This is a genomic window from Chryseobacterium sp. Leaf405, from assembly GCF_001425355.1.
In the GTDB taxonomy this organism is placed as follows: Bacteria; Bacteroidota; Bacteroidia; order Flavobacteriales; family Weeksellaceae; genus Chryseobacterium.
Genome location: NZ_LMQN01000015.1, coordinates 667,637 through 689,508 on the forward strand (window position 1 = coordinate 667,637; position 21,872 = coordinate 689,508).

At 34.1% G+C, this 21,872-nt stretch carries 24 protein-coding genes; 10 read left to right on the plus strand and 14 right to left on the minus strand.

Features of this window, described 5'->3' with window-relative positions; genetic code table 11:
* Positions 1 to 50: 50 nt before the first annotated feature.
* Together ASG22_RS12860 and ASG22_RS12865 are read left to right on the plus strand one after the other, a co-directional pair.
* The gene (locus ASG22_RS12860) at positions 51 to 1,049 is read left to right on the plus strand and encodes a cation diffusion facilitator family transporter (RefSeq protein WP_055985151.1); all 999 of its coding nucleotides are present in this window, start codon (positions 51 to 53) and stop codon (positions 1,047 to 1,049) included.
* 34 nt (positions 1,050 to 1,083) lie between these two features.
* Positions 1,084 to 1,440 carry a helix-turn-helix domain-containing protein gene (locus ASG22_RS12865; RefSeq protein WP_055985154.1) on the plus strand — a complete coding sequence of 119 codons (357 nt, stop codon included), beginning with the start codon at positions 1,084 to 1,086 and terminating at the stop codon, positions 1,438 to 1,440.
* Between the two features lie 101 nt (positions 1,441 to 1,541).
* Here ASG22_RS12865 and ASG22_RS12870 read toward each other — a convergent pair whose 3' ends face one another.
* The 7 genes from ASG22_RS12870 to xrtF all read right to left on the minus strand — a co-directional run bounded on the left by ASG22_RS12870 (position 1,542) and on the right by xrtF (position 7,152).
* On the minus strand, positions 1,542 to 2,462 hold the full coding sequence (locus ASG22_RS12870; RefSeq protein WP_055985157.1) for a hypothetical protein: 921 nt from the start codon (positions 2,460 to 2,462) through the stop codon (positions 1,542 to 1,544).
* Positions 2,463 to 2,515: 53 nt separating this feature from the next.
* The gene (locus ASG22_RS20920; protein ID WP_238586913.1) at positions 2,516 to 2,866 is read right to left on the minus strand and encodes a hypothetical protein; all 351 of its coding nucleotides are present in this window, start codon (positions 2,864 to 2,866) and stop codon (positions 2,516 to 2,518) included.
* A 101-nt stretch (positions 2,867 to 2,967) separates the two neighbouring features.
* Complete coding sequence (locus ASG22_RS12880; protein WP_055985163.1) at positions 2,968 to 3,678, minus strand: hypothetical protein; 711 nt, start codon at positions 3,676 to 3,678, stop codon at positions 2,968 to 2,970.
* Positions 3,679 to 3,690: 12 nt separating this feature from the next.
* Entirely contained in the window at positions 3,691 to 4,260 is a 570-nt protein-coding gene (locus ASG22_RS12885) for a DUF6705 family protein (protein WP_055985166.1), read from the minus strand.
* An 18-nt stretch (positions 4,261 to 4,278) separates the two neighbouring features.
* Positions 4,279 to 5,901: a hypothetical protein gene (locus tag ASG22_RS12890; protein WP_055985168.1), complete on the minus strand. Its 1,623-nt coding sequence runs from the start codon at positions 5,899 to 5,901 to the stop codon at positions 4,279 to 4,281.
* Between the two features lie 284 nt (positions 5,902 to 6,185).
* The gene (locus tag ASG22_RS12895) at positions 6,186 to 6,635 is read right to left on the minus strand and encodes an exosortase F system-associated membrane protein (RefSeq protein ID WP_055985171.1); all 450 of its coding nucleotides are present in this window, start codon (positions 6,633 to 6,635) and stop codon (positions 6,186 to 6,188) included.
* Entirely contained in the window at positions 6,622 to 7,152 is a 531-nt protein-coding gene (gene xrtF, locus ASG22_RS12900) for an exosortase family protein XrtF (protein WP_055985174.1), read from the minus strand. The genes ASG22_RS12895 and xrtF overlap by 14 nt, the downstream gene beginning before the upstream one ends.
* A 48-nt stretch (positions 7,153 to 7,200) precedes the next feature.
* On the opposite strand from xrtF, the gene ASG22_RS12905 reads away from it, so the two are divergent.
* The 5 genes from ASG22_RS12905 to ASG22_RS12925 all read left to right on the plus strand — a co-directional run bounded on the left by ASG22_RS12905 (position 7,201) and on the right by ASG22_RS12925 (position 10,765).
* Positions 7,201 to 8,217, plus strand: a complete 1,017-nt coding sequence (locus ASG22_RS12905) for an aminoglycoside phosphotransferase family protein (protein WP_055985177.1) — start codon at positions 7,201 to 7,203, stop codon at positions 8,215 to 8,217.
* A 43-nt stretch (positions 8,218 to 8,260) separates the two neighbouring features.
* Positions 8,261 to 8,671, plus strand: coding sequence for an RNase adapter RapZ (locus ASG22_RS12910; protein ID WP_055985179.1), 411 nt, complete (start codon positions 8,261 to 8,263; stop codon positions 8,669 to 8,671).
* 89 nt (positions 8,672 to 8,760) lie between these two features.
* Complete coding sequence (locus ASG22_RS12915; protein WP_055985182.1) at positions 8,761 to 9,474, plus strand: NDP-sugar synthase; 714 nt, start codon at positions 8,761 to 8,763, stop codon at positions 9,472 to 9,474.
* A 9-nt stretch (positions 9,475 to 9,483) separates the two neighbouring features.
* Positions 9,484 to 10,236 (plus strand): TIGR00730 family Rossman fold protein, encoded by a 753-nt coding sequence (locus tag ASG22_RS12920; RefSeq protein ID WP_055985185.1) that lies wholly within the window; start codon positions 9,484 to 9,486, stop codon positions 10,234 to 10,236.
* Between the two features lie 58 nt (positions 10,237 to 10,294).
* Positions 10,295 to 10,765, plus strand: a complete 471-nt coding sequence (locus ASG22_RS12925; protein ID WP_238586914.1) for a DUF6702 family protein — start codon at positions 10,295 to 10,297, stop codon at positions 10,763 to 10,765.
* Between the two features lie 135 nt (positions 10,766 to 10,900).
* Here the strand turns inward: ASG22_RS12925 and ASG22_RS12930 are convergent, their stop codons facing one another.
* On the minus strand, positions 10,901 to 12,295 hold the full coding sequence (locus tag ASG22_RS12930) for a DUF5689 domain-containing protein (protein ID WP_055985191.1): 1,395 nt from the start codon (positions 12,293 to 12,295) through the stop codon (positions 10,901 to 10,903).
* A gap of 28 nt (positions 12,296 to 12,323) precedes the next feature.
* Entirely contained in the window at positions 12,324 to 15,176 is a 2,853-nt protein-coding gene (locus tag ASG22_RS12935) for a carboxypeptidase-like regulatory domain-containing protein (protein ID WP_055985194.1), read from the minus strand.
* Between the two features lie 251 nt (positions 15,177 to 15,427).
* On the opposite strand from ASG22_RS12935, the gene ASG22_RS12940 reads away from it, so the two are divergent.
* The gene (locus ASG22_RS12940) at positions 15,428 to 16,618 is read left to right on the plus strand and encodes an endonuclease (RefSeq protein ID WP_055985198.1); all 1,191 of its coding nucleotides are present in this window, start codon (positions 15,428 to 15,430) and stop codon (positions 16,616 to 16,618) included.
* Positions 16,619 to 16,692: 74 nt separating this feature from the next.
* Here the strand turns inward: ASG22_RS12940 and ASG22_RS12945 are convergent, their stop codons facing one another.
* A complete protein-coding gene (locus ASG22_RS12945) occupies positions 16,693 to 17,289 on the minus strand; it encodes a superoxide dismutase (protein WP_055985200.1) in 597 nt (198 codons plus the stop codon).
* A 203-nt stretch (positions 17,290 to 17,492) separates the two neighbouring features.
* Positions 17,493 to 19,334: a transcription termination factor Rho gene (gene rho / locus ASG22_RS12950; protein WP_055985205.1), complete on the minus strand. Its 1,842-nt coding sequence runs from the start codon at positions 19,332 to 19,334 to the stop codon at positions 17,493 to 17,495.
* 144 nt (positions 19,335 to 19,478) lie between these two features.
* Between rho and ASG22_RS12955 the strand changes: the two genes are divergently transcribed.
* Together ASG22_RS12955 and ASG22_RS12960 are read left to right on the plus strand one after the other, a co-directional pair.
* Positions 19,479 to 19,868 (plus strand): DUF4293 family protein, encoded by a 390-nt coding sequence (locus ASG22_RS12955; RefSeq protein ID WP_055985206.1) that lies wholly within the window; start codon positions 19,479 to 19,481, stop codon positions 19,866 to 19,868.
* 184 nt (positions 19,869 to 20,052) lie between these two features.
* The gene (locus ASG22_RS12960) at positions 20,053 to 20,973 is read left to right on the plus strand and encodes a M28 family peptidase (protein WP_055985209.1); all 921 of its coding nucleotides are present in this window, start codon (positions 20,053 to 20,055) and stop codon (positions 20,971 to 20,973) included.
* A gap of 33 nt (positions 20,974 to 21,006) precedes the next feature.
* Here ASG22_RS12960 and ASG22_RS12965 read toward each other — a convergent pair whose 3' ends face one another.
* From ASG22_RS12965 to ASG22_RS12975, 3 genes are read right to left on the minus strand one after another with little or no spacing between them, the layout of a single operon-like run.
* Positions 21,007 to 21,300 carry a hypothetical protein gene (locus tag ASG22_RS12965; RefSeq protein ID WP_055985212.1) on the minus strand — a complete coding sequence of 98 codons (294 nt, stop codon included), beginning with the start codon at positions 21,298 to 21,300 and terminating at the stop codon, positions 21,007 to 21,009.
* Between the two features lie 7 nt (positions 21,301 to 21,307).
* Entirely contained in the window at positions 21,308 to 21,574 is a 267-nt protein-coding gene (locus tag ASG22_RS12970) for a hypothetical protein (protein WP_131726196.1), read from the minus strand.
* 25 nt (positions 21,575 to 21,599) lie between these two features.
* On the minus strand, positions 21,600 to 21,872 hold the full coding sequence (locus tag ASG22_RS12975; RefSeq protein WP_055985218.1) for a hypothetical protein: 273 nt from the start codon (positions 21,870 to 21,872) through the stop codon (positions 21,600 to 21,602).

Genomic DNA, 21,872 nt, shown 5'->3' on the forward strand with positions numbered 1-21,872 from the left:
ACAAAAATAAAAAGAGTCTCAAAATTGAGATTCTTTTTTTTATCAAACCTATGAACGTTCAGACAAATAATAAAAAAGATAAATTATCCTTTCAAAAGCTTATTGCAGCTTTTGGAGTTATTCTTTTTATAGGAAAAATCATCGCATGGAAACTCACGAATTCCGATGCCGTTTTTTCTGATGCCATGGAAAGTATCGTGAATGTCATCAGTGCATTTATGGGATTATATTCTCTTTATCTTGCTGCAAAACCCAAAGATGAAGACCATCCTTACGGACACGGAAAGGTAGAATTTGTCACTTCCGGAATTGAGGGTGCTTTAATTGCCATTGCCGGAATTATGATTATTTACGAAGGCATCAACAGTTTGGTTGTAGGTAAAGTTTTGAATAAGCTGGATTGGGGAATCTGGATTATCGCTGCCACCGCAATTGTCAATTATTTTTTAGGATATATTTCCATTAAAAAAGGCGAACAGGAAAATTCTTTGGTCTTAATTTCTTCCGGGAAACATTTGCAATCGGATACCATTACCACGCTTGGTGTTGTGATAAGCTTAGTTGTGGTTTATTTCACTAAAATTTATTGGATAGATTCTGTCGTAGCTTTGATTTTTGGAGGTTACATTATCGTTGTCGGCTACAAGATCGTCCGCAAGTCTCTGAGCGGAATTATGGACGAGCAGGATCCTGATCTTCTCAACCAGATCATTAAAGTTCTGGAAGATAACCGAAGAACCGAATGGATAGACGTACACAATATGAAAATCCAGCAGTTTGGCGCCCATCTTCACATCGATGCTCATATTACACTGCCCTGGTATTACAGCCTGCGTGATGCCCACAACGAAATGGAAAAAGTAATTCTCCTGTTGGCAAAAAACATCAGCAGAACAATAGAATTTAATTTTCACATGGATGACTGTAAACCCATCTCCTGCCCCGTTTGCCAGATTGAAAACTGCCCTGTCCGCGAAAAAGACTTTGTAAAAAGGGTAACCTGGACACCGGAAAACGTGACTTGTGTGGATAAGCACACCGCAGAATAACAAAAAAATATTACATTTGCTAAAAATAACAAATATGGGGGTCGGAACGAATCTTAAAAGACTAAGAAGCAAAACAAAATTTTCACAGCAGGACATGGCAGATCAGTTACATATCGACAGAGCAACCTACGCCAATTGGGAAAACGAAATGTTTGATGTAAAGTCTCAATACATTCCGAAGTTAGCTGAGATTTTTGACGTGGAAATTCATGAACTTTTCAGAGATAATCAAAAGATTCAAGTAACAAATAATATTGAGAATAAAGATAAAACCGGAGCAGGTGGAGTTGGTGTTCAAAAAGGAAAAGTTATTATAAACATGATTATTACTGATGAAAATTCTCTTTCAAAAGTTAAGGAAGAACTAGATAAATACCTTAATAAAGAATAATTCTTTTACAAATATTTAAAAACGCACCAAGATTTTGGTGCGTTTTTTTTTAAACTGTAATATCAGGATCAATCTGAAAAATACACATAATTAATTGTTTTTTAATTCAAGATTTCATCGTTAGATTTTACCAAATCTTCTACATATCTTCCCATTAACGGATATGCTTTTCCGTTTTCAATTTTAAAATCTTTTTTTGGGAATAATTCTTCAATTTTTTCAGCAGAAAATGATGTCGGAATATCAAACGTTAACGAGTCATCAAATGTCATTGGTGTAGATGTAAGCTTTTCTAAGCCAAACCAGTGATTATACTTATGATATACAGGAATTGCCCATCTTCCTTCTTTTGTTTTATAGACCGGGAAAAAGTTCTCTCTTAAATAAATAAGTTCTCCACAAAACTCTCCTACATAAATTAATACATTTTCATAATTAAAAAATAAGCCATCATATTTAGTGTTATGATCATAGGCTGTGAATTCTATTGTTGATTTCGGATAATGTTCTCCAAATTCTTTTTCTATTGCATATTGCGCTTTGTATTTACTATTCATCATATCGTCGCAATATTTAGATGTATCTACATAAGATACATTAATCTTTTTTCCAATGAATGCGTACACCCTTGACGGTTTTTTCTGATCACATTCCTTTTCAGATATACAAGGTTTTTCTCTAAACTCTAAGACAAAATTCTTGTTTTTCATTACATCTGAGACTGCATATTTCTCTGGGTAGTACCTTTTGAGATTATTTTTGAATAATAAAGAATCACTTGGTTTTGCATCGACTGAAAAATAGCCATTCTCATCCGTATAAATTATAACATCATTGTTCGACGTTATCTGAAAATCTTTGGCTCCAAATTTAGTAAGCCCATTATTGGTATCAATTAATGTAATAAAGGTAGTCGGGAAACTTTTCGTCGGTTTTTTTACAGATCCTTCTGCTTTAACTTTTTGAGCCTCTATAAAGCAGAACGAAAAGCACATTAAGATAGAAAATATTATTTTTTTCATAGTTGATTGAAATTGAAGTAAGGATAAAATCTCCGCAAAAAAGGCTATACTTATTATTTTATAAAAATACTTATTTCAAATTGTTGTTTTACAGGGATTAAAAATTGATTTGCCGAAGTCCATTTACCCAATTCTTCTGATCGAAAAATATCCTCAATCAAACTTTTACTTTCTTCATCAGTGTAACTTATTATTTCTGCATTTTCAAGATTATTGGTTTTTCCTATTGTAATACGAATGAGATTTTCTCCTGATTTAGCATTTTTTGAAGGTTTAAACTTATCATATATAAGTTGTCTAAAAGTAGAAATGCTTCCTTTGAAGTTGGCTTCGTTTATCATTTCTGAGCAGTGATAACGTTTAGACCATGCTATTTTTATAGAATCCTCATGAGAAATAATCACTTTTACATTTTCCAGCGTTCCCAGATAATGTCTGTTCTTTTTCTGTATTAGACTACAACTCGTTAGCAATGTAAATGTTAGAATTGATATAAATATTTTCATCACTTCTTATCCGTATAAAAATTCATCGTTTTGTCTTTTGCGTTTATTTTTACAATACCTCCTCTAATGCCTACAAAAATATTTTTCTCATCAAAAATAACTATCGACTGAGGATAAAGCCCTCTCCAAAATTGGTTTTCAAGGATTTTGTCGGAAGTACCATTTCTCAAATCTATTTCATAAAAATTTTTATCAGAAACCATATAAACTTTATTACGAAAATTTGTCAGTAGTACAGGTGCATCATTCTCAAAATTAAGTATCTTTTTATATATAAATTCATTATCCTGCCTTATTAATTCATATATTGCTCCTGAGCTACTTCCCATATGTGCAAGTCCTTCAACAATGTAAATTTTATTTTTAAACTTGAAAATATCTACAATATTTCCTGACTTGACTTCTATTCTTTTGAGACTATTTTTAGGTTGAAAATATAACTTTCCTCCCCACTCTCCATTGTTTTCTGCTATTAATTTTCCTTCCGGAATTTTCAATTCTGCATTATACTCTTCCGTACTTTTTTCGGCGATCAGCTTGCCTTTATGCATTTTTACATAGTAATAATATCCTGCATGATTTAAAGAATACCATTCTTCCGATTCAAGAGTAGGAATAGGTTTTTCTATAAAGTTATCAGGCATTTTTATTTCCTGACCCAAAACGTAAAATTGTGTTGTAAATATTAACAATAAAAATATATTTTTCATGCTTATGTATTTTTATTGTTTCGTGAAAATAATAGTCTCTTCGTCTGGAAGATATATTGTCGTATCTGGATTTCCCGAACAGTTCTGATCATTAATCATGGAATGATTTCCTCCATAAAACCATGAAACCTGAGTAGCATTAATCTTCTTTAAAATGATTTTACCCCACCCTACTCCACAATTTGTTCCTTCGTAATATAAAATGACAGTATTTTGATTAGGTCGAGATCTTATACTTTCGATAGTGTTTAATTGAGTAACACCATTTTGAGTATCTTGTAAGATTTGACCTGATGAATTTTTAATGATATATTTCATGACTAAAACATCCATAAAATAAGTTTTATTAACTCTTTTTGTATATTTATTTTCTTGTTTTGTAATAAATAAAGTTATTTCGTTGCCGTTAAAATTTGTTCTATAAGTCCCCACGTAGGGGTTTAGTTCATTATTAAGATCTTTTACATACCCGCCTTGCGGAATATTTTCCATTAATGTATTTAAAGGATATTGTTGTGCATTACAGGAAATAACGCATATAAAAGCTAAAGAAAAAATAATATTTTTATATAATGTTTTCATATTGTAATTTTATTTAAATTAAATGCAAGGCGTAGCAGTCGTAGTTCCGTCACCATTTGGCGTAATCGTATAAACAGTTCCATCATTTTCTATTCTTTGCAATATTGTTTTACTTTTATTAATATTCATCTTGTCTAAGGTATTAAAAAATAATTTTTCTACCCCTCGATGATTTAGTGATGACCCATCGTCTGTACAATCAGGATTTGTTTCTACAATTTCCGCTTGCCTATTTTCATAATCTATATTCATTGTTGTCATATCATAATCAGTTGAGGCAATCGGTCCTGCATCCGAAAATTGCCCGTTATAATGAATAACATAATGAAAATACTTTACACCACCCAGACAGGTAGAACAAGCTTCAGAGCCAATAACTCCGAAAGAAATATCTTTAAAACTAGAACTATTCCCTGCTGTAATTATTGCTATAAACATGCTCTGTATATCTGGTGGAGAAAATATATTAATTCCCGAAAATCCAGGATGAGAATGATAAAAACTTGCAAAGCCATGCATGTCTCCAAGATCTATCTTTTTCTTTTCTCCTTCTATTAGATTTGAAGTTGTTCCATCAGGTCTTACTTTAAAGCCAAATTCATTGGCATTTGGCACTTCTGCTTTTTGCTTTAATATTTGTATTTTCTCCGCTACTTCAGGGTTGGCGAGAAGATTTTGGGTTTTCGTACAAGGATCATCAAGCTCAGGAAAATCAGGATTTCCACTACCACCGCATCCCGGCATCAGCCTGTAGAAAACTGAGGCAGAAGCACATGGATCTTTAGGCTGTCCCGGGCCGGGATTTGTTGGGCCTTCTCCGGTACCGATACCTGTACCACCCCCGCCTGTGCCAGGAGTATCATTACCAGTAGGAAAATCAGTGCCTTCATCAATAAAAATCGGAATTGAGTTGGTGGTACACGTAGTAGTTTCACATTTAATACAATGATCGCAACTTCCTTCCCCATGATGCGTACAATGGTAAACAGTAGTACAGGTAGTAGCATCTATAACCATCATTTTACTATTGTCGTCCCGTATTAATGTGCCGGTATAGTCACCCCGATTCCCTCCGTAGGCAAGTCTGTCCGAATCTTCAATCTTATGACCTATATACAAATCTCCAGGAATGTTTCCAAACAGTGTATTTCCAAAAACTTCATAATCCATCGTTATAAAATTGTTCATCAGTTTTTCTCTCAAACTCTTAGAATAATCAGCATTGTAAACAATCGCTTCCAGACGTGTATTGGTAATATTATTAGTTCCTGTAACCTTGTTTTTGGAATCTAAAATTACAAAAAGTAATGAGCTCAGCTCTTCACTATTAAATGAAAGAGGAATGATAAGACCCGTTGCCCCTTCGGCATCCACTACCTGCATTTTCTCCCAGATCGGCATCCCTTTTTGGTCGGGCATCTGCGCAAGAAAATCTTTTTCTCTGTTATAAGCTTCCAAAATGTCTACATAATCCACTCCTGCTCGTGCATTCGCTCCTCCATTTTTGGAATGCTTAAAGAAATCTTGGTTATTTCGTTGGGGATTTTTATCAGCCTGTACAAAGTCTTCATTCCGACAAGACCAAAGTAAATTGAGAGAGACTATCAGAAGCGACAGCCGGAGAATTATTTTTTTTCTCATTGAAGTTGTTAGTTTTTATGTGATTAAATATACTTGTTTTTATTATAGATGCATTATTTTATCTTTTGGTTGGAAAGATTGTAAAAAAAATTTCACAGCGATGTGATTATGATTACAAAACTAACGATACCAACAGAAAAATATTGCAAAGAAAACACGGCAAAAACTGAGGTGTTTCTTAGATATTTAACCAAAACAAACGATTAAGATTTAAAACATGATAAACATTTCTCTTTTAGATGAAATTTTTATAATATTAACCGAATTTTCATTTAAAAAAAACTTTATTTTTTGATGCCCAAAGTAGATTTCAACATCTGCTTCCTGTAGTAAAACATCGGAATAATAAGCAGTAAAATCAAAGGCTGAATGACAAACCTCCTCATATAAAAAGAAAAAAGATACCCGATTTCAAACCTGTCAAATATACAATACAGATAAATTGGAAAGGTAATCAAGAAAATAATCGTAATTAAAAGCGCTCCCTGAATCGTCCATTCTTTATTTTTAAAACAGAAATGAATAATCAGACAGGAAAATAATACGTTTAAAATAAATCTGAAAAGATGCCCGAGAATTAATTTACCCCATTCAAAAGATGGGAAAGGCATATTTTTATTCGCTTCATGAAAATAAGTAAGGAAAGGATCATAGAAAATTTTGTCTTCAAGCGCCCGAACGCTTATGAGACCAAAAATTCCGATGATGACTAAAAAGTAACTAAGAATTTTCATGTTTTAAAGAAAAAAATTTAATCCAGATTAGCCATCCAGCCACTACCGTTCCATAAATAACAGCAGGGAAAATATAGTCGTGAGAAATTTTACCGTATTGTTTATAATCTACCATTACAATATTGAGTCCGATAATTCTCAACACGTTCATAACATAAAGCAGAATGAGTCCCAATAATGAAAAAACAAAAGTCTTTTTTCCTTTATAAAAAGCAAAAATAAAAGCGACAAAAAGAATCATAACAGAAATCGCATTACATCCTTCCACCATCCTTGTTACGTACTCGCCGTTTACGTAAAACCACGCCTGTCCGCCTTTCACATCATCATATAATTGCGTTGGATAACCGATCATATTCTGTACTGCAAGTACCTGATTGGCGATCATTCGGGAAAGAGGATCTAACCCTATCTCTTCAAAACTATTCAGATAAAACTGATAGGCAAAAAGCAACACCAAATAAATAATGATGAAGCGAAGTAAAATACCTAAGACGGGTTTAAAATCCTTTAGCATAATACAAATATAGAAATTAGCCCGTAAATTACTATATTTGTTTCATCTATGAATCCAGAAAACATCCACCGATTTTTCGAAAATTATACAGGTAAAGAATCTTTTGAGTTGAGCATTTTAGCCCAAAGCGGTTCGGCAAGAGTAAATTTTTTAGCGAAAACCGATAAAAAGTATATTATTACCTTTAATGAAAATATTCAGGAAAATGAAAGTTTTTTGTATTATTCTAAGATTTTCTCAGGTTTACACCTCAATACACCCACAATTTTTGCGATTTCCGATGACCGGAAAATCTATATTCAGGAATTTCTAGGAGAAAATACCCTTTCCGAAGTCATTGCAAAAGAAGGTTTATCAGATCATGTTCAATCTTTGGTAAAACAGACATTGGAGAAACTGTATCAGTTACAGATTTCAACACAGGATAACATCGATTTCAGCAAAACTTTTGAGTATGAAAGCTATGATGAACTTCCGATAATGCACGACCTATATTACTTTAAAAATTTCGTTGCCGATTTTCTGGAACTGGAATATCATAAGTCTACCCTTCTCAAGGAATTCAAAAAAATCGTCGACCTCATCGAAAATCTTGAGCCGAAAGGAATAATGATTCGTGATTTTCAGGCAAGAAATATTATGGTAAATGAGAAGAATAAAGTTTCGTTTATCGACTATCAGTCGGCAATGAAAGGTCCGCTGATGTACGATGTGATTTCTTTTTTGTTTCAGGCTAAAGCCAATTTCCCTGAAAGTTTTAAAAATGAGATGTTGGATTTTTACATCCATCAATTTAGAAATGAAGAAATCCGAAATCAACTAAAATCTTCGGTGAAACCAATTCAGATGATGAGATTTTTGCAGGTTTTAGGAGCTTACGGGTTTAGAGGGCTGATTCAAAGGAAAAAACACTTTATTGAAAGTATTGAAAAAGGAATAGAAAATATTACAGAATTTGCACAGACTTGGGAAAATATGAAAGAGTATCCCGAATTGGAAAAAGTTATTATGCAGTTGAGGTTGGAGAAAACTAAGTTAAAAATTGAAGAGATTCTAAACCATTAAGGTTTATTTATTGGTTCAAAACATAATTAAAATATAAAAGAAAATGCTACACATCGACATACACAGTTTTTCGTACAAGAAAGGAGGAATTCCTAAAGATGATACAGGAAACGGGGGCGGTTTCACCTTCGACTGCCGCGGAATTTTAAATCCAGGGAGAGTGGAAGAATATAAAATCCAGACAGGAAACGACATTGGCGTTCAGGAATATCTGGAAACTAAAACCGATATGCCAAAGTTTTTAGAATTAATTAAAAGCTTAGTCTCCATTAATATTGATAATTACCTGGAAAGAGGGTTTGAAAATCTTCAGATCAACTTCGGATGTACAGGCGGACAACACAGATCGGTGTATTCTGCGATAAAAATCACACAATTCATTCAGGAAAAATATGGTGACAAAGTGGAGATCAGCCTTCACCATGACGAACAGCACCAACTTAATTATAAGTAATGAATAATGCGTAATAAATAATATTTTAACTTCGTTAATTATTATTTATTTAAAATTACTCATTACCAATTACTCATTACCCATAAAATATGAAGGCTCTAATTTTTGCAGCAGGAAAAGGAACAAGACTGAAACCTTTCACAGATCATCATCCGAAAGCATTGGCGAAAGTGAATGGCATTCCGCTTCTGGAAAGAAATATTACTTATCTTAAAAGTTTTGGAATAAAGGATTTCGTGATCAATGTTCATCATTTTGGAAATCAGATTGTTGATTTTTTAAAGCAAAACGATAACTTCGGATGCCGTATTGAAATCTCCGACGAGTCTGAAGAGTTATTGGAAACCGGTGGCGGCTTGATTTTTGCTAAAAGATTTCTGGATCACGGGGAAGATTTTGTGATCATGAATGCTGATATTTTAACCAACATCAATATCAATGATCTGGTAAAGTACCACAAAAAGATAAAAGATTTCGCTACATTAGCCGTTTCGGACAGAGAAAGTTCGAGAAAGTTGTTATTCAACGATGATTTGGTTTTGAGAGGCTGGCTGAATGTGCAAACCGGTGAACAGAGACTCGCAGAATTCAACAAAGGATTCAAGGCATTGGCTTTTAGCGGCGTTCACTGCATCAATCCTGTTATCTTTGACAAAATAAAAAGAAAGGGCAAATTTTCTGTTATGGAAGAGTATCTGGACCTGATGCAGACCGAGCAAATTCACGGCTTTGTACACGCCAGTATTCTTATCGATGTTGGAAGACCGGAATCTGTAACAGAAGCTGAAAAATATTTTAAATAATTATTTGCGATGGAAATCGAAGGAACGAGAGACGAAAGTTTGGTAAAACCTGAACTTGACGTTAATGAAACAAAATTACATAACAGTTTAAGACAAAAAACCTGGGATGAAACCGTTACGAAAGACAGCTGGATGGTGTTTAAGGTGATGGCGGAATTTGTGGACGGTTATGAAAAACTGGCTAAAATCGGTCCTTGCGTTTCTATTTTCGGTTCTGCAAGATTGAAGCCTGAAAGCAAATATTATGAAATGGCAGTAGAAATTGCCGAAAAAATTACTAAAATCGGTTTCGGAATCATCACAGGCGGTGGCCCCGGAATTATGGAAGCAGGAAACAAAGGTGCTTTCAATGCACAGGGAAAGTCAATCGGTTTGAATATTGATCTTCCTTTTGAGCAGCATTTTAATCCTTATATCAACAGATCGTATTCCATGAACTTTGATTACTTTTTCGTGAGAAAGGTAATGTTTGTAAAATATTCTCAAGGTTTCGTGGTAATGCCAGGAGGTTTTGGAACGCTGGATGAACTTACGGAAGCCTTAACTTTAATTCAGACCAATAAAATCGGAAAATTCCCTATCGTATTAGTCGGTTCAGAATTCTGGAGCGGATTATTGGATTGGTTTAAAGCAACTTTATTGAAAGAAAAGATGATTCATGAGGAAGATCTTGACCTTTACAGAGTGGTAGATACTGCTGATGAAGCCGTAGCACATATCAAAGCATTTTATGATAAATACTCTGTTAATGTGAATTTTTAATTGGCATATTATTTGTGACTTAAACCAGACAAGCATGATTGTAAATCTATTAATTAAGATGAAAAAACTTATATATATATCAGGAATATTAACCTTTTTTGTGTTAATGAGTTTTATGTATGTTGACTTTTTCTCTTCAATGACGAAAGTGGATTATATCGACGGAAGCAAAACGTTGAAGTTCACCACAAAAATGAATACAAATCATATATCTGACGCTATAAAAATCAATCCCAACACGGCAGGATTTGAGGCAGAAGTAAAAAAATATGTGAATAATAATTTTGATGTGTACGTCAATGGCTCTCCTAAAACGATTACATTTACGGGAAGTCAGGTAAGCGGAGAAACTGTATGGGTGTATTTTGAGTCTGCCGGCGTGTCAGACATTAGCACCTTAAAAATAAAGAATACAATACTTTTAAGCGCTTTTCCTAAGCAGATTAACATTGTTACTGTAGCTTATAAAGGAAGTCAGAAAGTAATGAATTTTCAGCGCGGAAAAGAGGTGAATGAAGCTTCTTTTTAGAAAAGAATTTAAGTTAGTTATAACCACTGCGGATGCGGTGGTTTTTTGTTTATTGAATTACTGTAATAAATAATAATTAAACTAAAAAAGACTGCCTAAAAAGACAGTCTTTATATTTTAAATATTCAAGTCAAATTAATTAACTGTAATATCATCTAATTGATATGTTGTTGTAATTCCAGAACTATTTCCTTCATACTTAAATACAATAAATCCGTTACCCGTAAGACCAGTAGGCAGACCATAAGTACCCGCCGGTGCTAAAACCCCATAAGTACCTGTAGGTCCTGTAGGAATCGTAAAGTTTGATGTAATGTCATTCAAAGTAGCCGTAGTAATTTCTGTACCCGGAGTATAATTTGTTGTTGTGTAAACTTTAAGAGCCGCACCATTATAATAACCTACATTAACCCTAAATGCCAAAGTATTAGCAGCCGTAAAGTCTACAGGAACCATGAAATAAGTATCATATGCTGTATTAGCTGTCCCTCCATTAGCAGACATTTGGATATACTTATTCGCATTGAAACTTTTTATCTGCCAGCTTCTACTTCCTGTAAATGAATAATTTATATATTTCGGAAAAAGAGCGTTATCAACAGCATAACTTTCAAAATTTTCAGTGAATGCTCCTGAATAAGTAAGAGCCGTACCTCCTAAAATACCTTCTGCGAAACGTGTCCCAGTAAAGTTAATATCACTAACACCTCTAATAATATTTTGATAGTTGCTACCATATTTACTCACTACCAAAGTAATATTTCCGCTTTTATCAGGAATAATATAAGATGTTGGCTTGAAAAAAGCGTCAGTTCTTACAATACCTTTAGCTCCTGAAGCATCAACTAATGTTCTATCAGTATCAACATAGGCACCGGCAGAATTTTTATTCATTAGAGCCATTCCTATTTCCCCTTTCGTAAACTGAACATTTTTAACGATTGCTAATGTATTAACATATTTTGGATCTTTAATTTGCGTTAAAGTCAATTCTTGAGGGACGATTGTCGCAATATCAAGCCCATTACCATTACATACTCCTGAGATAAATCTACCAATAATAGATTCAGGAATTCTACCAATGTCATAATCTGGATCTTTCACCCCTAATGTGATTACATCATTTGATTTTCCGATAACCATACCATTTGCTCTGATTCTAATATGTGCTCCAACAGGAAAATCTGTGTAGTTCATGGATTTATTAATACCTACTACCAATCCTACTGTTGGATTTTCAGGTTTATCCTGGAAAATAAGTGTTTTATAGAAGTTTCCATTAGCATCAGAAGAAACAACATATCCGTCAAAAATAACTTCGGGATGAGTAGCATCTTGTGCAGGAACCGTGTAAACTCCAGCAGCCGGAGACAATGCCATAAATTGAGCCATTGTCATAGTGGGTGCCGAAAATTTATTATTACATGTAATCTCTGGCGCATCCCATTTATCATCCTGGATGCACGAAATCTGAGTAGCTCCTAATATGGCAGCTCCCAAAGTAATTTTTAAGAAATTTTTTATATTCATTTTATTTTTATTTCTATTGGTTAATTTTTTAGAATCTAACTTGTAGGTTTACAAAATAAGAACGCCCTTGCGTATACCAGTATTTTGGTGCAAAATTCGGGTTCTTACTGTTGAAATCGTTTTCAAAGTCTACAGTACCGTTTGAACTTCTGATCTGTTCAAAACCTCCTGTGATATATTTTATGTTATCAAGGATATTATTCACAGATCCTGAAATCAATACATAATATTTACCTAACATCCAAGATTTTCCAACGTTTGCATTTACAAAGAATGATGAAGGAAGCTGAGCCTGTCTCATGTAACGTTCGATCTTAGGATCATCAAGATTTACATAAGGAGTACTGCTGTTGTTATTCTGGATAAATTCATCGGTTCTAAGGATGGCTGAAGGATCAAGATTGTTATCATCCATGTAATTCCAGCTTGCTCCAAACCACCAGTACTTTGGTGAATTGTATCTGAATCCTGCAGAGAAAGCTTTTTGAGCCGTACCTCCAACTTTGAAATCTTTAATATATGCTGTACCTAAGTTAGCATAAGGAGTAGACATTACATCTGAAGAAATATATACATTCGGATTGTTTGTATATTTATAATCTCCCCAACTTGCAACCCCTTGTAAAGAAAGCGTTGGTAAAATTTTAACATCTACTCCCAATTCAGCACCCATATTACGCTTGCTTACATTAGACATAGTTTGTGTAACAAATGCACTCGCTGTTTTATCTTCACTTGCACCAGTATCAGTATTATCTACGCTGATTGTTAGTCCATCTGCAAAGAATCTCTGAACATTCGTGTCATTCTGCGTATTTACAATATAAGCAGTTGCTCTTAATTTTAAGAAAGGCGTAGACATTACATAACTGATGTCATTTGCGCTTACTACTGCATTCTTAATATTTGGGACCGAATAATTATTAGCCCTTGGATTGATGAAAATATCTTCTAAGAAAGGTGCCTGAGAGAAATATGCTCCATTATACACGAAGAAATTTCTTCCGTTCAATCTGTAAATAACCTGTCCTTTCAAACCGTAATTCAGGTAATTGAAATCTTTGCTTTCCCCAAAAGAATTGTTCGGATATAAATAATTCTGGAATAAACCTTCTCTATTCGATGTAGAATAATTGAATAAAGCACTTGCAAAAACATCAAATTGTCCTGTAGATAATTTAAGTCCAGGATTTACTTTTACTTCCTGTCTTCTAAGAATATAGTTGTAATTTATCTTGTCACCCTCACGTTTTTGAGTTTCAGAATCATTCATATTATAAAATCCTGAAGACAATGGCTTATTTGAATCTGCAAAAGGGTCAACATTCAAAGCATAGCTTGCTCCTAATAAATCGTTGATCTCTCTGTAATATTCAGATTTAAAATTCTGATACGAAACGTTTAATAAGAATCTTGTCTTATCATTGAAATTGTAAGTGTAATGCGTTGCTGCATTTAAGATTTTATCATCACTTACATCATTTACAAGGAAATATTTTGCGCTTCCATCGGCACTGTTACGGTTGGCTGCATATAAATTATTCCAGTTGATTTGGGTTACTTCCTGATTGTTATTGATCCAATCTTGATTTGCCTGATCGAAACCATTTTTTAATTCAGTATATAATGCAGGATCTGTATTATTATGATATGCATTATACGTAATACTGTTCTGATAATAGCTAGGTAACTTCTTATAGTAAGTCGGAGAAGGGTTAGCCGCATTCTGCCAATCTAATCTCGATCCTTTATCTTTTCCGAACTGGTAAGAGACAGAAGTCCATAAATTAGACTTTTTGTTAATTTTCCAGAAATCCTGCAATTGGAATATCGGCTGGAAACCTTTTCTTACTCTTTCGTTTCTTTTTTCACCATTCTGCCATCCCCAGTATGAGTTGTAATGAACTCCTCTGTAATCGTATACTTCCTGAGTACTTGGGCTGGATGTAGACCTTCTGTACGGAGATGCAAATGCATTGAATGTCATCGTATGACTATCATTAAATTTCTTCTCAATACCTAAGTAAGCACCGTAAGCATCATAGAAAGTTCCTTCCTGAATCCCTTCTTCTGCCCATCTTTTTGCACCCATCACCGTAAATGCCCATCCTTTTTTGCTCATCCCCGAAGTATATCTCAGAGAAACTCTTTGACGGTAATTTCTGTTAGTAATAGAATAAGTAGCCTGGAATCCTTTTCTGTATTCGCTTGCTTTCGTGTTTTTATAAATAATACCGCTGGCACCACCAAAAGCATACTCTGAAGGAGAATGGTTGGTAGAGATTTCCGGATATCTTACAATTTCATTAAGACCACCCCAATTAGAAAAATCAACATTTCCATTGTCAGATTTCACCATAGAAACACCATTCATCATATTTTCAGAAGTTCTTCCGTCAATACCTCTTGGTCTGAACCAGTATGCCCCAAGATCAAAACTTGCAATTCTGTTGAAAACATCCTGAGAAGACTGTAGCAAACCTACTGTAGAAGCCTGTCCGCTGCTGCTGTCTTCATCATCAGTTCCACTGTTGTCTATAATAGCTAAACCTTGTTCGGCGTTTGTAAGTGCAGAATAAAGGGTGATTGTCCCTAAATCCTTTTTCTTCTCATTGTCCATTACGTCAAACTCCATTACTTTTGTTTCGTAATTCGGTTTCGTAACCACAATTTGATAATGCCCCGGCATCAAGTCTACAAACTGGAAATATCCAATTTTGTCAGCCGTTACATCATTGTCCTTCCCTTTAAGATCTACTTCTGCCCTTTCGATAGGTTTTCCATCAGCGTCCTTTAAATATGCAGAAACCGTAGTCTGTGCAAAATAGTAGGAAGCTGGCAGTAAAGTAAATAAAGAGACTAATGATAGTTTTTTAATCATGAGTATATTTATTTTTTTAAATACTTTTGTTGTTAATTTTCAACAGTTTAAAAGTTGGGGAGGCAAATTTAGTCAAAATTTACAAATCACAACTTTTTTAACGTTATTTTTTCTTAACATTGCAAACTTTTAAGATTCATTATGTAAACAATTGTATATACTATGCTATAAATTTACAAATATTTAAAATTGGATGAATTAAAAAAAAGTAAATTTGCGCATTAAATAATATTAATAATAACTCTAACGAAATGAAGAGATTTTTGAGTTTGTTTGCTATCGTTTTTTCGGTAATAACATTCGCACAACAGCAAGGAAAACTGAGAAAAGTAGCCACAGTAGGTTTTTTAAATGTAGAAAACCTTTGGGATACTATTCGCTCAGCAGATTATATAGACGGAACCAAAGACATTAAAAATCCTGCTTTTCACAGAAGTATTCCTTTAGATTCTATCAAATTTCTGGAAGCTGAAAAGTATGACGGGCCTTGGAGCGACGGTGCTTTAATCGGCAAAAAAGCAGTAAGATATCAAAGTGGTGCCGACGAGTTTACACCAAAAAGCGGTAAAAACTACGGAACTAAAATCTACAAAGCTAAATTAGCCAACGAAGCAAAGGTAATTTCTGAAATGGGCGCTCAATACACCAAAACTGCACCGGCTATTGTAGGTCTTATTGAGGTTGAGAACAGACAGGTAATTGAAGATCTCATCAAAGAACCCGCTTTAAAAAAATATGATTACGGAATTATCCATTATAATTCTTACGATTACAGAGGGATTGATGTAGCTTTGATTTATCAGAAAAGAAGATTCACACCTACCAATTCTTTGAAAAAAGAGCTGAAAGTTTTCGGCGATGATGGGAGAAGAGAGTACACAAGAGATATTTTGGTGGTTACAGGAATACTGGATAACGAAAAAGTAGCTTTCTTTATGAATCACTGGCCCTCAAGAAGAGGTGGTGAAGCAGCTTCTTTACCCAAAAGAAATGCAGCAGCAGCTCTATTGAAACAACAAATGGACAGCCTAAGAGCAGCAGATCCTTCAACAAAATTGTTTGCCATGGGAGATTTTAATGATGATCCCGTGAGCTCAAGTTTAAAAAATCATTTAAAAGCTCAGGCTAGTCCGAAAGATTTAAGTGAAACAAACCCTTACGTTAATTTAATGTATCCTTTATATAAAAAGGGCGTGGCTTCATTGGCTTATCAGGATGCACCAAACTTATTTGACCAGATTATTGTTTCTAAAAATTTAGTTTCAGATCAGGTGACAAAAGAATATTCTGTTTATAAAGCAGAAATTTTTGCTCCGGCTTATCTCGTTAATAAAGAAGGAAATTACAAAGGTTATCCTTTCAGATCCTGGAACGGCGACCAATTCACTGGTGGTTATAGTGATCACTTCCCAGCGTTTGTAGTTCTGCAGAAAGAACCGTAAAAATTATATTAAAACTCATCAATAAAAAGGCTCAGAGTAAATCTGAGCCTTTTTTTTCTATAAATAGTTAAAAATTATTTATTAAATAATTCCTCTACTTTATCCCAGTTTACCACAGAGAAAAATGCTGCAACATAGTCAGGTCTTCTGTTTTGATAATTTAAATAATAAGCGTGCTCCCAAACGTCAAGTCCTAAAACTGGAGTTCCCTTAACATCTGCAACAGGCATTAACGGGTTGTCCTGGTTTGGAGTTGAAGATACAGAAACAGAACCGTCAGCATTTTTTATTAACCAAGCCCATCCTGAACCGAATCTTGTTTTCGCAGCATCAGAAAAATCAGTTTTGAATTTTTCAAGACCGCCGTAAGCTTCAATAGCAGCTTTTACGTTTCCTACAGGCTCATTGCTTCCTCCCGGAGTTAAAATTTCCCAAAATAAAGAGTGGTTAAAATGTCCGCCTCCGTTATTTCTCACTGCTGGTTTATCAGTTCCTGTCTGGCAGATCTCTTCAATTGTTTTTCCTTCAAGATCTGTACCTTTAATTGCATTATTTAAATTGTCGATATATGCCTGATGGTGCTTCGTATGGTGGATTTCCATTGTTTTTGCATCAATAGTTGGCTCTAAAGCATCGTAAGCATATCCTAATTTTGGTAATTCAAATGACATAAGTTTTATTTTTAATGTTATAATTCAAATTTAACCATTATTTGATCTATATTCAAAAAATGGGGATTACTTTAATAAATCTTTAACATTGATTATTGCATTCAGAATTTATTCAATCAAAAAAATAAAAGTTTAGACGGAATAAAAACAAAAAAGCACAGACAAAAATACCTGTGCTTTCTATGTAACAATATTAAATTAAATTATCTATTCATAGACATCAGGAATTCTTCGTTATTCAAAGTTCCTTTGATGTTTTTATTGACAAATTCCATTGCTTCTATAGGATTCATTTCAGCAAGGTATTTTCTTAGAATCCACATTCTCTGAGAAGTCACTTCATCTAAAAGAAGATCATCTCTACGAGTGCTTGAACCTACCAAATCAATAGCAGGATAAATTCTTCTGTTGGCGATTTTTCTGTCTAACTGAAGTTCCATATTACCTGTTCCTTTGAATTCCTCAAAGATTACTTCGTCCATTTTAGAACCAGTATCGATAAGAGCGGTTGCAATAATCGTTAAAGATCCGCCATTTTCAATTTTTCTCGCTGCTCCAAAGAATCTTTTCGGTTTGTGAAGCGCATTTGCATCCACACCACCTGATAACACTTTACCGGAAGCTGGAGTTACTGTATTGTAAGCTCTCGCTAATCTTGTAATAGAGTCTAATAAAATCACAACATCATGACCGCATTCTACCATTCTTTGAGCTTTTGCTAAAACAAGGTTGGCAACTTTCACGTGTTTATCTGCTGCTTCGTCAAATGTAGACGCAATAACTTCTGCATTCACACTTCTCTCCATATCGGTAACTTCTTCCGGACGTTCGTCGATCAAAAGAACCATCATATAAACTTCAGGGTGATTGGCAGCGATAGAATTGGCAATATCTTTCAACAACATTGTTTTACCTGTTTTTGGCTGGGCAACAATCATTGCTCTCTGTCCTTTACCGATGGGTGCAATTAAATCTACAATTCTTGTTGCCATTGTAGAATTACTTCCGGATAGATTAAATTTCTCTTCAGGGAAAAGTGGCGTAAGATATTCAAAAGCAACACGGTCTTTAATGAAAGCTAAATCACGTCCGTTAACTTCAATCGGTTTTAATAAAGAGAAATATTTTTCTCCCTCTTTTGGAAGTCTTACGATTCCTCTTACCGTATCTCCTGTTTTCAAACTGTAATTTCTGATCTGAGCTGTAGAAACATACACGTCATCCGGTGATGAAATATAACTGAAATCTGACGACCGTAAAAATCCGTAGTTATCCGGTAGAATTTCCAAAACACCTTCAATGCTTACCATTCCGTCGAAGCTGAATTCTTTTTTCTGCTCGTGGTGTTCTTCCTGTCTGTCAGAATGCTGCTGTTGCTGTCTATTCTGATTTTGGTTAGAATGCTGGTTCTGATTCGGGTTTTGATTTTGATTTCTATGCTGATTTCCGCTGTTTTGCGAATGTTGTTGCTGCTGTTGTCCTCTTTGAGGTCTAGTCTGAGGCTGTTGTTGAGGGTTGTTCGGTTTTTCTTCTGCCTGAGAAGATTCCTGAGATTCTGTGTTTTTCTGAGCTTCTGTCCTTTCTTGTGGATTTTCTGCGTTTCCTTTATTGACGGGTAAAACTCTTTGTCTTTTTTGCTTTGCCTGTGCCGAAGAATTTGTCCTTTCCTGAGCTGCCGGTTCTGCTTTTATTTCTTCAGGTTTTACCTCTTCAGAAACTGGTGCTTTAACTTCTGCTTCAGCCTTTGGCTTTGTTTCCGCTGCAGGTTTTACTTCTGCTTTGGATTTAGCTGCAGGTTTTTTCGGAGCCGCTTTTTTAGCAGGAGCCTTCGCAGGTTTTTCTGCTTGTGGTTCATCCGCATTCATATTAGGTTCTGTGGTGTTGAAATAATCTTTTGCCACTTTGGGATTTGAAGCCTGAAAATCAAGAACTGCAAAGATTTTGTCATTTTCAGTGCTGTTTCTTGCAACTTTAACGCCCAAATCCTTTAAGATTTTAGTCAGTTCCGTTACGGATTTTGACCTTAACGTTTCAATGTTAAACATATTTAAGTAAAAATGTAATTAATTGTAAGTAAGAAAAGTAAGTCGGGTGACTGTTGTTTTCAAGTACATTTGTATAATGCAAATCTACACTTATTTTTGAATTGTGCAAAATTTATGCTACTTTTGCTAAGAATTAAATATTCGATGCTACAAAGAATACAAACTATATGGACTTTTTTAGCAGTTTTGGCTGCTGCATTCCTTTTTATTACAGGAGAAGATGTTGTTATTTCAGACAGCATTCCCGTACTTAATATCGGTTGTATTGCACTTGTTTTGGTTGGATTACTAAGTGTATTCAGCTTTAAAAACAGAAAAAGACAAATTTTGCTGAATAACATCAGCATCATTATAAACGCTTTGTTGATTGGTGTATTGACGTATTGGTTACTAAAATTATCCGGAGGAATTCAGTTTCCTGAGAAGGGTATTGAGCCGATTTTTTCATTACTTGCGATTATCTGTTTGTTTATAGCAAACATATATATCAAGAAAGATGAAAGGCTCGTAAAATCTGTAGACAGACTTCGATAGCCTTACAACGATTTTTTGAGTAAGAACAGCTTCCTTTTGGGAGCTGTTTTTTATTTTGATTATAAATTTATCTTTTAAATATTACAAAACACCTTCTTATTTAGTAAAAATGAAAAATTTAATTAACATGAATTGCAACATTTCTCTTTAACCTGCGACTGATTATCCATAAATTGTAATCAAAATGAAAAAACTGACTTATCTTACTTTTTCTCTGTTATCTGTATTTACGTTTGCACAGGAAGTTTCAAAAGAAAGAGTAAAAACCGTAATCTCAACGTTGGCATCAGACGAAATGAAAGGTCGTGAAATCGGAACTCCAGAAAACGACAACGCTGCTAATTATATTTCCACTCTTTTTAAAGAAAATAATTTAGAATATTGTACGGGAAATTCTTATTTGGTTCCATTTGATTATAAAGGAAAAACAGTATATAATGTTTGTGGAGTTAAGAAAGGTAAAACTGATAAATATCTAGGTTTTTCAGGACATTTCGATCATATCGGAATGAGTAAAAACCCAAAAGACAATGTTTACAACGGTGCAGATGATGACGCAAGTGGAATCACAACTCTCGTAGGAATTGCAGATTATTTTAAAAATAAAACGCCTGATTTCTCAATGGTTTTTATCGCCTTTAATGGTGAAGAGAAAGGAATGTTGGGCTCAAAAGCTATTTCTAAAGATCCGAGCTTAGATAAAATTTATAATAATATGACTGCTCTTTTCAATTTTGAAATGGTGGCTACAGAATCTGCTTTCGGTAAAAATGCTTTATTCATGACCGGTGATGAGTTTTCTGATCTGGATGAATTATTCAATCAAAATGCAGCAAATGGTTTAAAAGTAAATCCTGATCCGTACGCAGCCCAGCAGTTATTTTACCGTTCAGATAACGTAAGTTTTGTAAAAAAGAAAATTATTGCCCACTCGTTTTCAACCGTTGATATGACGAAAGCTACACATTATCATAATGAAAGTGATGATGTAAATATTGTTGATTTTGATAATATGACGCAGATCATTAATAACTTCGGAAAAACGTTAGAGAAATTAACGCCGAAGAATTTTGCTCCGAAATATAATGAGAAAGTGAGATTTTAAATATGTAAAACCGCCTATTTGGCGGTTTTACTTTTATCCAGAGTATCTTCCAGCTTCGTACTCTTGTATATAAAACTCAATATTATGAGCTGTTCCGAATTCAATTATTTTTCCCGTCTTATTTTCGACTAAAAAAGGGCCATTTCCTAATAATTTATGAATTGGATCTTTGGTTTCATAATAAATTTTAGAATGGTATCTGAAGTATATTCCATAAGATTTTTTTATCATAAGTTCATCTGGAACGACTAAAGCTTCTCCTACTTCATCTTCAAAACATGTAACATAATCATTGGCAAGTTTTATTAATTCTTTTTCCGTAAGCATAAAATTTTTACGATTTTTTCATAGAAATTTTCGGCCATCTTCCAGCTTCATACTCCCTAATATAATAGTTATCATCTTCTGATGTTCCAAAGACTACAATTTTTCCCGTCATATTTTCAACCAAAAAAGGAGCATTTCCTGCTAAACGGCGATTTTTCCCAACATAGTCATAAATATTTCCATAACTTTTCCTTACAAAATCTTTCGGAATTTCAAGTTCCATATTCGTTTGCTGCTCAAGTTCCTTAATATATTTATTGGCTATTTCTAGCATCTCTTTATCTGTTAACATATAATACTTAGCTAAAAAAATCGTTTATTTCAATATATTGGTGGGGACCTAATACGTAAAGTAGATTTAAGTTAATGGCATCTACATAAATGTGAAAATAGTTACCAATAGTTGCATCTTTTAAGCTAATAACAACTACATCTTTTATCGATCCATCTCTTAATGTACTTTTAACCTCGTAACGAGAGTTAATTTTAGATATTGGGAAATCTATAGTTTGTAATTTTTCTATAACTTTTTTACCTGCGTTATATTGAATTTGTTCTTTATCTGTTATCAT

What these genes read in the sequence shown, in the direction of transcription:
- ASG22_RS12945 (WP_055985200.1), bottom strand. Translation starts at nt 17,289, where the DNA reads ATGTCATTTGAATTACCAAAATTAGGATATGCTTACGATGCTTTAGAG.
- ASG22_RS12940 (WP_055985198.1), top strand. Translation starts at nt 15,428, where the DNA reads ATGAAGAGATTTTTGAGTTTGTTTGCTATCGTTTTTTCGGTAATAACA.
- ASG22_RS12860 (WP_055985151.1), top strand. Translation starts at nt 51, where the DNA reads ATGAACGTTCAGACAAATAATAAAAAAGATAAATTATCCTTTCAAAAG.
- ASG22_RS12965 (WP_055985212.1), bottom strand. Translation starts at nt 21,300, where the DNA reads ATGCTTACGGAAAAAGAATTAATAAAACTTGCCAATGATTATGTTACA.
- ASG22_RS12935 (WP_055985194.1), bottom strand. Translation starts at nt 15,176, where the DNA reads ATGATTAAAAAACTATCATTAGTCTCTTTATTTACTTTACTGCCAGCT.
- ASG22_RS12975 (WP_055985218.1), bottom strand. Translation starts at nt 21,872, where the DNA reads ATGATAACAGATAAAGAACAAATTCAATATAACGCAGGTAAAAAAGTT.
- ASG22_RS12960 (WP_055985209.1), top strand. Translation starts at nt 20,053, where the DNA reads ATGAAAAAACTGACTTATCTTACTTTTTCTCTGTTATCTGTATTTACG.
- ASG22_RS12885 (WP_055985166.1), bottom strand. Translation starts at nt 4,260, where the DNA reads ATGAAAACATTATATAAAAATATTATTTTTTCTTTAGCTTTTATATGC.
- ASG22_RS12925 (WP_238586914.1), top strand. Translation starts at nt 10,295, where the DNA reads ATGAAAAAACTTATATATATATCAGGAATATTAACCTTTTTTGTGTTA.
- ASG22_RS12955 (WP_055985206.1), top strand. Translation starts at nt 19,479, where the DNA reads ATGCTACAAAGAATACAAACTATATGGACTTTTTTAGCAGTTTTGGCT.
- ASG22_RS12920 (WP_055985185.1), top strand. Translation starts at nt 9,484, where the DNA reads ATGGAAATCGAAGGAACGAGAGACGAAAGTTTGGTAAAACCTGAACTT.
- ASG22_RS12910 (WP_055985179.1), top strand. Translation starts at nt 8,261, where the DNA reads ATGCTACACATCGACATACACAGTTTTTCGTACAAGAAAGGAGGAATT.
- ASG22_RS12905 (WP_055985177.1), top strand. Translation starts at nt 7,201, where the DNA reads ATGAATCCAGAAAACATCCACCGATTTTTCGAAAATTATACAGGTAAA.
- ASG22_RS12930 (WP_055985191.1), bottom strand. Translation starts at nt 12,295, where the DNA reads ATGAATATAAAAAATTTCTTAAAAATTACTTTGGGAGCTGCCATATTA.
- ASG22_RS12970 (WP_131726196.1), bottom strand. Translation starts at nt 21,574, where the DNA reads ATGCTAGAAATAGCCAATAAATATATTAAGGAACTTGAGCAGCAAACG.
- ASG22_RS12865 (WP_055985154.1), top strand. Translation starts at nt 1,084, where the DNA reads ATGGGGGTCGGAACGAATCTTAAAAGACTAAGAAGCAAAACAAAATTT.
- rho (WP_055985205.1), bottom strand. Translation starts at nt 19,334, where the DNA reads ATGTTTAACATTGAAACGTTAAGGTCAAAATCCGTAACGGAACTGACT.
- ASG22_RS12880 (WP_055985163.1), bottom strand. Translation starts at nt 3,678, where the DNA reads ATGAAAAATATATTTTTATTGTTAATATTTACAACACAATTTTACGTT.
- ASG22_RS12870 (WP_055985157.1), bottom strand. Translation starts at nt 2,462, where the DNA reads ATGAAAAAAATAATATTTTCTATCTTAATGTGCTTTTCGTTCTGCTTT.
- ASG22_RS12915 (WP_055985182.1), top strand. Translation starts at nt 8,761, where the DNA reads ATGAAGGCTCTAATTTTTGCAGCAGGAAAAGGAACAAGACTGAAACCT.
- ASG22_RS12890 (WP_055985168.1), bottom strand. Translation starts at nt 5,901, where the DNA reads ATGAGAAAAAAAATAATTCTCCGGCTGTCGCTTCTGATAGTCTCTCTC.
- xrtF (WP_055985174.1), bottom strand. Translation starts at nt 7,152, where the DNA reads ATGCTAAAGGATTTTAAACCCGTCTTAGGTATTTTACTTCGCTTCATC.
- ASG22_RS12895 (WP_055985171.1), bottom strand. Translation starts at nt 6,635, where the DNA reads ATGAAAATTCTTAGTTACTTTTTAGTCATCATCGGAATTTTTGGTCTC.